The sequence below is a fragment of the Streptomyces xylophagus genome (genome assembly GCF_000716435.1).
Classification (GTDB): domain Bacteria; phylum Actinomycetota; class Actinomycetes; order Streptomycetales; family Streptomycetaceae; genus Streptomyces; species Streptomyces xylophagus.
In genome coordinates, this window is the sequence record NZ_JNWO01000027.1 from 120,812 (window position 1) to 132,780 (window position 11,969).

Consider the following 11,969-nt stretch of genomic DNA (forward strand, 5'->3'; position numbering starts at 1 on the left):
GACCGGGGCTGTCTGTGGGGAGACGAGTCCCGGATCAGACGTTAATCGTCGTGGCGACCCTGCGGTCCGTGATCGAGCGGCCCGCCTGGATCTCGTACGAACCCTTTACAACTGCCCACGCATTCGCCGTCTCATCCCAGATCTCGAAAGCCCGGCGCGGAAGTTCGACGATCACGTCGACGCTGTCGCCGGGACCGGCCTCGACACCGGCGAAACCGGCCAGCCAGCGGGCCGGACGCTCCGGGTCGGCGTCGGCCGGGGCGAGATAGACCTGGACGACCTCGCGGCCGTGCCGGGCACCGGAGTTGGTGACGCGGACGGTGACGGACGTACTGTCCGTCGCGCTGTCCGTCGTGCTCTCCGCCTCGATCGCGTCGTAGGTCCAGTCGGTGTAGCCGAGGCCGTGGCCGAAGGCGTACGACGGGGTGCGGCCCGCCCTCTCCCAGGCGCGGTAGCCGATGAACACGCCCTCGGTGTACGGGAGTTCGCCGTTCTCGGGGACGACCTGGGTGACCGGGGCGTCGGTCAGGGAGCCCCAGGTGGTGGGGAGTCGGCCGCCGGGTTCGTGGGTGCCGGTGAGGACGTCGGCGAGGGCCGCGCCGCCCTCCTGGCCGGGGAACCAGCCGAGCAGGATCGCGGCGACCTCGTCGCGCCAGGGCAGTTCGACCGGGGAGCCGGAGTTGACGATCACGACGGTGTTCGGGTTGGCGGCGGCGACGGCGTGCACCAAGTCGTCCTGGCGGCCGGGGAGTCGGAGGTCCTTGCGGTCGTAGCCCTCGGACTCGACCCGCTCGGTGGTGGCGACCACGACGACGGCGGTGTCGGCGGCGCGGGCCGCCGCTACGGCCTCGGCGATGAGTTCGTCGGGGTCGCGCTGCGGTTCCTGGTGGACGAGCGTGAAGCCGATCGCCTTGAGCGGGAGGTCCTTGGGGCGGGCGACGACGTAGGTCAGGGACACCTCGACCGGGGTGCCGGCGGTGAGTTCGACGCGGGCGCGGGGTTCGGGGGCGCCGAAGAAGGAGATGAACGGGTCGCCCTTGAGCGGGCGTTGGACGTCGTCGTAGTACGTCGTGCCGTCGACGCTGAGGGTGAAGGCGCCGACTCCCTTGATGCCGAAGGTGTGTTGCCCGGTGTCGCGCGGGGTGAAGGTGCCGGTGAGTTCGACGGTGTGGAGGGTGTCGTGGGTGACGCCCTCGGGGAGGTCCGAACCCATCCACTGGATCTGCCCGTTGGGCGCGGAGGCGGTGCCGATGACGACGCCCTCGGTGTCCCGGCAGATCGCGCGCAGCGCGAACCCCTTGTCGGCGGCGGCGAGTTCGGTGTTCGGGTCGGCGCCGACGGCGTAGGTCAGGGCGCCTTCGGGGAGGGCGGCGGTGAGGCCGTCGAGCGGGGAGACGGTCCGGGCCGGGAAGACGGTGGCGGAGCCGCCGCCGAGGACGCGGGCGTCGCGGGCGGCGGCGCCGAGGAGCGCGACGGTGGTGTTCGGCTTCAGCGGGAGGGCGGTGTTCTCGTTGCGGACGAGGACGAAGGAACGGCGGGCGATCTCTCGGGCGAGGGCCTCGCCGTCGACGGGGGCCGGGAGTTGGGCCTCCGCGACAACGGGTTCGGCGCCCTCCAGGATGCCTACGCGGGCGGCGAGCCGCAGCACGTTCCGCACGGCGGTGTCGACGGTGGTCTCCTCGACCTCGCCGTCGCGCACGGCCTGGGCGAGGGCCGGGCCGTGGACGGTCTGCGGGCCGGGCATGGCGACGTCGAGGCCGCCCTCGATGGCGCCGGTGGTGGAGCGGGCGGCGGTCCAGTCGGAGACGTTGAAGCCGTCGAAGCCCCATTCGCCGCGCAGGATCTCGTTCACCAGATAGCGGTGCTCGGTCATCGTCGTGCCGTTGACCGTGTTGTAGGCGGTCATGATGCCCCAGGGGTGGGCGTTCTCGACGATGTGCTCGAAGGGGGCCAAGTACAGCTCGCGCAGGGCGCGTTGGGAGATCAGGTTGTCGACGGTGAAGCGGTCGGTCTCGGCGTCGTTGGCGACGAAGTGCTTGACGGTGGTGCCGACGCCGCCCTCCTGCACGCCGGTCACATATCCGGTGCCGATCCGTCCGGTGAGGTAGGGGTCCTCGCTGTAGGCCTCGAAGTGCCGCCCGCCGAGCGGGGAGCGGTGGAGGTTGACCGTGGGCGCGAGGAGGACGTGGACGCCCTTGCGGCGGGCCTCCTGGGCGAGCAACACGCCTGCGCGGCGGGCGAGTTCGGGGTCCCAGGCGGCGGCCAGGGCGGTCGGGGACGGCAGCGCGACGGACGGGTCGTCGGCGGTCCAGCGCACGCCCCGGACGCCGATCGGGCCGTCGGACATCACGAGGGACGTCAGGCCGATCTCCGGAAGGGCGGGCAGCGACCACATGTCCTGACCGGCGAGCAGCCGTGCCTTGGCGTCGAGGTCGAGCTTGCCGAGGGCCGCCTCGACGACTGCGTCATGGGTTTCATGCGTCTCATGGGCTTCTTGGGTTCCCGCCACCGCGGTGCCTCCTCGTTGAGTCCGTCCCGTGCGCTGTGCCCTGTGCCTCCATCGTGCATCGATTACCTGTAGAGCGGTAGGTTTCGTAATGTTGCCGTTATATTTATGGTGAATGGATGTCGTACGGTGACGCCATGAACGCCAGGGCCAAAAGTGGAGAGCGGCGCGCCGAGATCGTGCGGGCGGCTCTGGAGGTGATCGCCGAGCGCGGCTACCGGGGTGCGAGCCTGGCGGCGGTGGCGGAGCGGGTCGGGCTGACCCAGCAGGGGCTGCTGCACTACTTCCCGACCAAGGACGCGCTGCTCGTCGCGGTCCTTGAGGAACGGGACCAGTGGGACGCCGTACCGGACAGCCGTTGGCGGGTCGACCTGCTCGCCTCGCTGGTCGAGTACAACGCGATGCGGCCCGCGATCATCCAGACCTTCTCCGCGCTGCTCGGCGAGAGCGTCACGGAGGGGCATCCGGCGCGGGACTACTTCACCGAGCGGTATGTGCGGGTGCGGGCGAGCATGGCGGGGGTGCTGCGTGCCGAGTACGGCGACCGGCTGCCGAACGGACTCACCCCCGAGCGCACGGCTCCGCTGCTGGTCGCGGTGATGGACGGTCTGCAGTACCAGTGGCTGTTGGACCCGGAGTCGGTGGACATGCCGGGGGCGTTCCGGGACTTCCTGGCGCTGCTGGGCGAGGCGTGAAGCTCCGGCGGCCATGACATGACGTGCGTCAAGGACGCCCGCCGGAGCGGACGCCCTTGACCGGCCCGGCTCACTCAGGATGCGTCGGCCGGCACCTCTCCCGTCGTGTCCGTGACGCCGACTCCCATGAGGGCGGCGTCGGTTGTGCCGAGGTAGACGAGGTCGGCCGGGTCGAAGACCCAGGCGTAGCCCTTCGGGGCGCCCTTGAACGTGAGGCCGACGCCCTCGCGCCCGGCGGCGTCCTTGACGTGGTCCACGACGCGTACGCCCGGGAGTTCGGCCATGGCGTGGTAGATCGCGGCGCTGAGGTCGGGCAGCAGGGTGGCGTCGTCGACGATGGCACCGAGGTTCTCGACGACAACTTCCGTGCGGCGGGCGGGTTTTACGCCCTTGGCGTCGCCGGAGAGCTTCTTCAGCAGCGCGTCGGGGTCGGTGGGCAGTGCCTGGAGCTGCCGGAAGGTCAGATATCCGGCTCCCTCCATGCCCATGGTCATCTTCTTGGAGGGGTCGGCCAGCGCGACGCCCTTCCGCAGACCGTCCCGCTTGCCGTCCACCGAGTCCCATTGCTCCTGCTGGACGGCCCCGTTGTACGGCTTCGGCGTGAAGAGCCCCTTGTGCTTGGCGAGTTCTTCGGCGCTGTTGAAGTCGACGCCCAACTCGGCGGCCGATCCTTGGGACTTGGTGTAGATGTACTGGTCATCCCGTGCCGTGACCGCCGGGCGGGAGGCGGCCGCCAGGGCGATCCGGTCCAGCAACCGCGTGGCCTTCTGACGGTCGGCGGCGACTCCTGCGGCGGCCGAACCGCTCGTGCCGTCGTGCGCGCTGTCGACCGCGACCACGCCCAGGCCCACAACGGCGGCGAGGGCGAGTGGCGCGGCGACGAGAACGAGGCGTCGGCGCGCTGGGGACGGAGGCGGAGTCGTAGTCGCACCGGCCTGCTCGCCGGTGGTCTCGTGCTCATGGGTGATGTGTGCCATCAGGTGTTCCCTCAGTACGCGGTGGCGGTCCTGAGCGAGCACCGGACGGCCCGGCGCGGGCAGCAACTCGGCCAGATCCTGGTGGTCGGCCGGCTGATCGCGTCGTCGCGGGTCAGTGTTCATCGCTTCTTCTCCTGCGTGGACCGAGCCGCCTGATGGCGGCTACCCGGTGACTGTCCGACCGCGGCCGGGCGTTGCACTTCGCGTTTCTCCGTGCGGCTGTCGGGTGGGAGCCCGAGTTCGCGCTCGGTGAGCTTGCGCAGGCGTTTCCTCGCGCGCGAGAGCCGGGACCGTACGGTGCCGACGGCGACGCCCAGGGCCTCGGCCGCCGTGGCGGCGTCCAGGCCCTCCCACACGCAGAGCGTGAACACCTCGCGCTCCCCGCGACGCATCGCGCTCAACGCCCGCTGCGCGGCGGCCAGTTCCTCGGTGTCGGCCAGGCGTTGGGTCACCTCGTCGGCGAAGTCCGGCACGGGGTCGGGGGGCGGGATCCTGCTGAGCGCGGCCTGGTGTCTTCGTGCCGCCCGGGCGGTGTTGCGGGTGACGTTCGTCGCGATCCCGAGCAGCCATGGGCGCAGGCTGTCGTCACCGGGAAGCACACGCTCGCGCAGCCGCCACGCCTCCAGGAAGGTCAGCGACACGATGTCGTCGGCGACGACCCAGTTGCCGGTCATCCGGACGGCGTGCCGGTGGACCACGGAAGCGTGCTCGTCGAAGAGGTGCCTGAAGGCGTCCGGGTCCCCGGCCCGGACGCGGGCGCGCAGTGAGTTCTCCACACACCTCTCTGTCCTCTGCGCGGGCGGCGCTGCGGTGATCCGGGTCACACCACGACCGTCCCCGCACCCGAACCAGCCTGCTACTGCCGCCAGATGACGGCGAGCGTCTTGCTCGCCACACACACGAGGGCGAACACGAGAGCCCAGTCGTAGGCCCCGGCCAGACCCAGCGCGACGGCACCGGCCCCGAACCACACCACCTCGAACGCGACCCGGCCGGCGCCACGCACCTTGTACTTGGCCTTCGGCGAACCGCACAGCCCCCACACCACTGCGAGCACGACGGGCGCGCCGAGCCCGAGCAGCCAGGTCAGCGGGGTCGCGATGTCCCGCGTGAACCCCCAGTAGCCGACGGCGACGAGGGCGCCCAGCTCAATGGCGAAGAGGACGCCCAGGTTCGCTGCCTTCGCTGTCTTCATGGGCGGAAGTATCACCCGGAGGCGATCACTCCGTCGCGGGGACGGCGGCCACGACTTCGACCTCGATCAGCGCCTCCGCCCGGAACAGCCGCGACACCTCGAAGGTCATGCTGGTGGGCGGGGTCCCGGTGAGGAACTCCCTTCGTACGGCGCCGTATTCCGCGAGCTCGGTGATGTCGGTCAGGTAGGTGCGGATGTTGATGACGTCCGCGAGGGTCGCGCCGTGTGCCTCGAGGAGAGCGGCGATGGTCTCGAAGACGCCTCGGCTCTGCTCGGCGAGGGTGGCGCCCTCCGCGATCTGGCCGGAGAGGTACAACAGAGCGCTTCCGTCGGCGTGTTCGACGCGGGCGACCTGGGAGTAGTAGGGGCTCAGGGGCTGGGGTGCGGAGGCGGGGCTGTCCAGGGTGATGCGCATGGCGTCGACGCTAGGTCCGGCCCCGCGGTGCGACAAGCGAATGTCTAGCATGGCTGACATGCCTACCCCGCATGGCAGTTCAGCGCGTGACGCCGTCCCCGACCTCTCGACTGTCTGGCTGCGGGTGTTCCTGGAGGTCGCCCGGCACGGGTCGTTCACGGTGGCCGCGCGGGCGTTGGGGTGGACGCAGTCGGCGGTGTCGCGGCAGATCTCCTCGCTGGAGGGTGCGCTCGGCGGGGCGCCGTTGTTCGACCGGTTGCCGAGGGGCGTAGCGCTCACGGAGGCCGGGCGGGTGCTCGTGCCGCATGCCGAGGCCGTCGCCGAGGCTCTGCACGGGGCCGGGCGGGAGTTGGCGGCGCTGCGTGAAGGGGCCGGTGGGCGGGTGCGGTTCGGGGCGTTCCCCACCGCCGACTCGGCGCTGGTGCCCCGCGCCCTCGCCGCCTTCCGGGACCGGCACCCGGGCGTACACCTGTCCCGTGAGGAGGGCCTCACACCGCGTCTCCTGGAGCGGCTGGCCTCCGGGCACCTCGACCTGGCGATCGTCTCCACGACGGGACGGGCGCCGCTCGACGCGTACGAACTCCGCCACCTCCTCGACGAGTCGCTGTACGTCGCCGTGCCGACCGGTCACCCCCTCGCGGGGCAGAGACCGATCCGCCTCGCCCAACTCGCCGACGCCGACTGGATATCCGGCAGCCCCCACCCCGAAGGCACCCTCCTCGACGCGGCCCTGCGCCAGGGCTTCCGACCCCGTGTGGCCCACGTCGTCGGCGAGTGGACCGCCAAGCAGGGTTACGTCGCCGCCGGCCTCGGCGTCGCCCTGGTCCCGGCGCTCGCCGCGGACTCCGTGCGCGCGGACATCGCGCTGCTGACGGTGCTGGACGAGGGGGCGCCGGCGCGGGCGGTGTACGCGGCGACGGTGCGGGGGCGGTCGCTGTCGGCGGCGACGGAGGCCTTCCTCGGGGTGTTGGCGGAGGAGGCGAGACGGATCGGCTCGTCCGGCGCACCCGTGGCGTAGACCACTCCCGTCACGTAATACTGCGGCCGTCCGGCACCGCACCGCACCCCACTGCGACGGAAGGCGTCCACCACCTTGAATGGCATACGCGTGAGAACGAGCGTCCTCGGACTGGCCCTGCTGGCCGGTTTCTCCGCACCCGGCACCGGCGCGGCGGCGGCCGACACCGCGCTCGCCCCGACCGTCGAGGAGCAACGGCTCGACAAGGCGGTCCCCCAGGAGATCCTCGAACACTCCGGATTCGACACCGTGGCCCCGGAGTTCACCCACGCGCTCGAACGGGCGCACAGCTACGCGCAGGCCCGCCGCATCGTCGTACGCGAAGGAACCGCCCTGTGGCGGCGGGCAGTTGACCGGGCGCAGGGGCGCGGGCCTGCGGGTGGGGATCTCAGTCGGGACGATGACCGGCCCTTGTACTGGGCCCGGTTGGGGATGACTCGGGAAGTGCGGGTCTGGGAGCCCGAGTTCGGGGTCACCGACGGTCAACGGGCGGCGCTGCTGTCCGAGTTGGAGATGACCTCGCGCGGGCAGAGCAGTATCCGGTATCCGCACGAGAAGGGGCTGAAGCGGATTCTGGTGACCGGGTTCGATCCGTTCACGCTGGACCGGGACATCCGGATCTCCAATCCGTCGGGGGCGATCGCGCTCGCTCTCGACGGCACGGTGATCCAGACCGCGGACGGGCCGGCGCGGATCGAGACGGCCATGTTCCCGGTGCGGTGGGCGGACTTCGCGGAGGGGACGGTGGAGCGGGCGCTGCGGCCGTATCTGCCGAAGGTGGATCTGTTCACGACGGTGAGCCAGGGGCGGGTGGGCCGGTTCGACGTCGAGCGGACCAACGGGGCCTGGCGGGGCGGGTATCCGGACAACGAGAACGTGTCGCGGACGGAGACGGTCCCTGTCACCGATCCTGCCTCGCAGCCCCAGTGGACGTCGACGACCCTGCCGTACAAGGCGATTGTGGCCGCGAACACCGGGCGTTTCCCCGTCTACGACCACACCGAGGTGACCGAGATACCGGCGGGCGGGACCGATCCCGTCGTGCGGCCGGACGGGCCGACGGCCGGGTCCGCGGCACGTGCCGGAGGCGGTGGCAACTATCTCTCCAACGAGATCGCCTACCGGGCGACTCTGCTACGCGACCGGCTCGGGTTGCACGACTCGCTGCCGGGTGGGCATATCCACACGCCTGTGCTGCAGTTCGGGACCGGGAACACCGATCCGGCGACCGGGACGATCACCGATCCGGAGTTCGTGCGGAACCGGGTGGACATCATCGCGCAGGTGAGGGCGATGGTGACGGTGGCGATGGACTCTTCACTGGTCCACTGACTCCGGTCCGGCTTGCGTGTCGTCCCCCTCGGTCTCCTCCCCCAGCAGTTCCCGCGCCATCATCGTCGCCCCGGCCACCGCGCCCGGCATCAGGAACACCGCGACGAACGGGACGAGGAAGGAGATGCCGAGGGGGGTGCCGAAGCCCCAGATGAGGGCTTTGCGGGAGCGGAGGAGGGTGAGGCGGGCGCGGAGGTCGATGCCTCGGCGTTGGAGGGCGACCGCCGTCAGCTCCTCGGTCAGGAAGAAGCCCGTGACGAAGAAGCCGATCACCGGGATCACCGTCTGGCCGATGAACGGGACGAAGCCGAGGGCGAAGAGGAGGACGCCCCAGAGCAGTGCGCGGACCAGGATGCGGAGGCTGTCGCGGGCCGAGATCCACAGTTCGCGCCAGAGGGGGAGGCCCGATTCCGGTGCCGTGCCGTCCGGGGAGACGTCCCGGTCGACCTTCTCGGAGAGGGTCTCGTAGAAGGGCTGCCCTATGAGGAGGGTGACCGCGGTGAAGGTCAACACCGAGAGCAGCAGGGCGAGTACGAAGAGGACCGCCGTGAGGAAGCCGCGGAACAGGCCCTGCCACGGGCTCGACCAGTCGTCCGCGAAGGGTGTCGCCCAGCTGACGAAGTCCTCGCCCCAGAGCGCCAGCGCGACCAGGGCCGCCACGTACAGGACCAGCGTGATCAGCCCTGGGATCAGGCCGAATCCGTAGTGCCGTCCGTGCCGGGCCATCCAGCGATGGCCCTTCAGGAGATAACCGAATCCCGTGCCAAGATCATGCATGGGGTGAACTTTACTCAGCGTCAGCGCTATGCGGTCGACACCGCCACCACGACTCCTTGATCCGCCGCCGGCGACACCGCCGCCGTCACCCGTACCGCGGTCGCCCGGGCCACCCGTCCCGCCCGGAAGGCCGCCGCGAGGAGTACTGGCTGGATCTGTTCCAGGGTCGAGACGAACAACTCCTCCCCGGCGATCAGCATCGGCCGCGCCGCCTTCGTGGTCGCCGCCGCGGCTTCCGTGAGGTCGGCGAGGGGCGGGAGGGTGGCGCGGAGGACGTTCACGCCCGCGGTCGCCGTGCGTTGTGCGAGGGCCACCTGGAGTGGCAGGAGTGGGGCCAGTGCGGCCGTCAACGCCTCGGCGATGCGACGGAGTTCGGGGGACGCGTCGGCGAGGGTGTCGGCCAGCGCGCGGATCAGCGGGGTGAGGGCGAGCAGTACGCCCGCTGCGACGCCCGCCGCAGCGGGCAGGAGCGGGGAGGCCGCCTCGATCAAGTCGCCCAGTGCCGTGGTGAATTCCTCGACCGCCGGTTCCACCGCGTCCAAGACCGGCAGCAGGCTGTCGCCGAGGACCGTGAGGAGCGCCTGCGCCGGTGCGCTCACGGGGTGCACGGCCAGCGGGGCGCCGGTCGTGCCGAGTCGGGTCAGGGTGTCGACGATGCGGTAGAACGCCTCCTGGGCCTGCGGCGACGCGCTCGCCTCGGCCAGTTCGGCGGTGGTCTCGCGCAGCACCCGTAGCGCCTCCGCGCCCGAACCGTCCCGTGGATCAAGGGTGTTGATCGCGATCCTGGTGATGTTCCCGGCCGTGTCCAGGAGTTGGCCGGTGATGTCGGTGGTGCTGCGTGCCATGCGCAGCATCTCGTCCCTGCTGGGGAGCGAAGGAATCGTTGCCATGGGAACTCCTCGCCGTGCGCGGACGTACGCGGCCGTACGCGGACATCCACGACCGTGCACGACTATGCACGGCCGACCGCACCCGCTGCCCGGTACCTGTGCTCAGCATGCCCGCTCCCCGGCCCCGCGAATGCGCCATCCGGGGCATCGACGACACCAACACCTTCTTGTTCACCGTTGAGTCGAACAGGTGCGGCTCGCCGTACCGATCTCTGGAACCAAAGAGGAGGTACGCGTGCGCACCATTGCCAGAGTCGTCCCCCCGAGACCCGTTCTGATCACCGCCGTCGCCCTGACCACCGCCGCCGGTTCGCTCCTGCTCCAGCCCCGCACCGCGGACGCCACGGTCCGCCCCGTCCCCCGCCGGGGCTCCCCGCCCGACCCCCGTCCCGCCGTCCGCGAGGGCTCCGCACCCGACCGGCGGGCCGCCCTCGCCCCCGCCGTCGCCGCCCACCGCGCCCTCACGGCCACCGAGCCGCACACCGATCCCCACCTCGCCTACCCGCGCCGCCAACTCCTCTCCCCCGACCCGACGAACACCGCCGACAAGTCCCTCAAGCTCGGCCTGACCCCGTACCACGCCCTCGCCCCGCGCCTGAACTCCCTCCAGCGGCTGGGCGATCGCGTGAGTGTCGAGGTCGCGGGCGTCTCGGCCGGCGGGCACCGGCTCTACCTCGTCACGGTCACCGCCCCGGAGACGGCCGGCCAGGCCTCCGACCAGGAACGGATGCGCGACCTCATCGAGAACGCGCCCGCCACGGCCGCCAAGTCCCCCGAGATCAAGAGCAGTTACAAGACCCCGGTGTTCTTCGACAACAACATCCACGGCAACGAGTGGGAGGGCACCGACGCCTCCCTCACCCTCATCGAGCAGCTCGCCACCGCCAAGGACCCGAAAACCGAAGACCTCCTCGCGCACAGCCGCCTGTACTTCAACATCACGGCGAACCCGGACGGCCGTATCGCCGGCACCCGCGCCAACGCCAACGGCTTCGACCTGAACCGGGACTTGGTCACCGCGTCCCAGCCCGAGACCCGGGCGATCCGCGCGATCACGATCGACAAACAGCCCGCCGTCATGCTCGACCTGCACGGTTACGTCAACGGCACCCTCATCGAGCCGACCACTCCCCCGCACGGCGAGAACTACGAGTACGACCTCTTCCTCAAGAACACCTACGCGAACGCCCTGGGCATGGAGGCCGCCGTCAACGGCCTCGGGTACACACCGGCCAAGGACGGCGTCGAGCCCGCCCAGATCCCCTTCCGCGACCAGGCGGAGGGCTGGGACGACTGGCCCCCGGTCTTCGCCCCGCAGTACGCGGCCTTCCAGGGCGCGATCGCCGCCCACACCGTCGAGATCCCGCTGACGGTCGACAACTCCGCCTACGACACCCTCCCCGCCTCCGAACTCCGCCGCCGCGCCGCGATCAACGTGGCCGTAGCCGGCGCGGCCATGCGCGCCACCCTCAAATTCGCCCAGTCGCACCGCACTTCGCTCGTCGCCGACCAGATCGAGATGTTCCGGCGGGGCGCGGCGGGTGCCGAGCAAGTACCCGTGTCCGCGCGGACCGTCCCGGGGGTCCCGGGCATCGGACCGGAGGACGTCTCCACAACCCAATTCCCCCGCGCCTACACCATTGCGGCCGACACCGCGGGTGCCCGCCTCGTCGCCCATCTCCTCGCCAACGATGTCAGCGTCCTCCGCGCGGCGAACGGCTCGTACGTCGTCGACATGCACCAGCCCAAACGCGGCCTGGCGAACGCCCTGTTGGCCGACGGCCGTGACATCAGCGACAAGGTGACGGCCATGTACGACATCTCGGCCTGGAGCCTGGGACGCCTGTGGGGCGCCACGGTCAAGCCTGTGAAGGGCGGCGACTTCCCCGGCACCCCCCTCCAGGCCATCTCCGCCCCCGCCCCCGTCGCATACATCGCCCCGCACGGCGACCTCCGCCTCCGCCTCACCGACCCGGCGGAGTTCGCGGCCCTGAACTCCCTTCTCCGGCAAGGGGTTCCGGTACGGCGGGCAGCGGACGGCAGCGCGATCGTGCCGGAGTCGGCGCGAGCAAAGGCAGCAGAGGCGGCCGGGACATACGACGTGGCCTTCGAAGAGACCCCCCTCACCGGCACTCCCACCCCCACCACCCCCCTCTACCCCCTC

General features: G+C 71.0%; 11 protein-coding genes. 4 read left to right on the top strand and 7 right to left on the bottom strand.

Annotation, left to right across the window (positions count from 1 at the left end):
• Positions 1 to 34: 34 nt before the first annotated feature.
• On the bottom strand, positions 35 to 2,509 hold the full coding sequence (locus tag OO70_RS41415) for a beta-glucosidase (protein WP_043683866.1): 2,475 nt from the start codon (positions 2,507 to 2,509) through the stop codon (positions 35 to 37).
• A gap of 116 nt (positions 2,510 to 2,625) precedes the next feature.
• Here OO70_RS41415 and OO70_RS41420 point away from each other — a divergent pair, with 116 nt between their 5' ends.
• A complete protein-coding gene (locus tag OO70_RS41420) occupies positions 2,626 to 3,201 on the top strand; it encodes a TetR/AcrR family transcriptional regulator (protein WP_043683868.1) in 576 nt (191 codons plus the stop codon).
• A 74-nt stretch (positions 3,202 to 3,275) separates the two neighbouring features.
• Here the strand turns inward: OO70_RS41420 and OO70_RS41425 are convergent, their stop codons facing one another.
• From OO70_RS41425 to OO70_RS41440, 4 genes are all read right to left on the bottom strand, one after another.
• Complete coding sequence (locus OO70_RS41425) at positions 3,276 to 4,301, bottom strand: CU044_5270 family protein (protein ID WP_043683869.1); 1,026 nt, start codon at positions 4,299 to 4,301, stop codon at positions 3,276 to 3,278.
• Positions 4,298 to 4,954, bottom strand: coding sequence for an RNA polymerase sigma factor (locus OO70_RS41430; RefSeq protein ID WP_043683870.1), 657 nt, complete (start codon positions 4,952 to 4,954; stop codon positions 4,298 to 4,300). The genes OO70_RS41425 and OO70_RS41430 overlap by 4 nt, the downstream gene beginning before the upstream one ends.
• Before the next feature lie 80 nt (positions 4,955 to 5,034).
• Complete coding sequence (locus OO70_RS41435) at positions 5,035 to 5,373, bottom strand: YrdB family protein (protein WP_043683871.1); 339 nt, start codon at positions 5,371 to 5,373, stop codon at positions 5,035 to 5,037.
• A 25-nt stretch (positions 5,374 to 5,398) separates the two neighbouring features.
• Positions 5,399 to 5,788 (bottom strand): RidA family protein, encoded by a 390-nt coding sequence (locus tag OO70_RS41440; RefSeq protein ID WP_043683873.1) that lies wholly within the window; start codon positions 5,786 to 5,788, stop codon positions 5,399 to 5,401.
• Positions 5,789 to 5,837: 49 nt separating this feature from the next.
• Here OO70_RS41440 and OO70_RS41445 point away from each other — a divergent pair, with 49 nt between their 5' ends.
• Both OO70_RS41445 and OO70_RS41450 read left to right on the top strand, forming a co-directional pair.
• A complete protein-coding gene (locus OO70_RS41445; protein WP_051742086.1) occupies positions 5,838 to 6,806 on the top strand; it encodes a LysR family transcriptional regulator in 969 nt (322 codons plus the stop codon).
• A gap of 75 nt (positions 6,807 to 6,881) precedes the next feature.
• Positions 6,882 to 8,138, top strand: coding sequence for a pyroglutamyl-peptidase I family protein (locus OO70_RS41450; protein WP_043683874.1), 1,257 nt, complete (start codon positions 6,882 to 6,884; stop codon positions 8,136 to 8,138).
• On the opposite strand, the gene OO70_RS41455 is transcribed toward OO70_RS41450, so the two are convergent.
• Positions 8,124 to 8,915, bottom strand: a complete 792-nt coding sequence (locus tag OO70_RS41455; protein WP_043683875.1) for an EI24 domain-containing protein — start codon at positions 8,913 to 8,915, stop codon at positions 8,124 to 8,126. The genes OO70_RS41450 and OO70_RS41455 overlap by 15 nt on opposite strands.
• Before the next feature lie 26 nt (positions 8,916 to 8,941).
• Entirely contained in the window at positions 8,942 to 9,805 is an 864-nt protein-coding gene (locus tag OO70_RS41460) for a hypothetical protein (RefSeq protein ID WP_043683876.1), read from the bottom strand.
• Positions 9,806 to 10,040: 235 nt separating this feature from the next.
• Here OO70_RS41460 and OO70_RS41465 point away from each other — a divergent pair.
• A partial coding sequence (locus tag OO70_RS41465; RefSeq protein WP_043683878.1) for a M14 family zinc carboxypeptidase occupies positions 10,041 to 11,969 on the top strand: 1,929 nt, incomplete at its 3' end.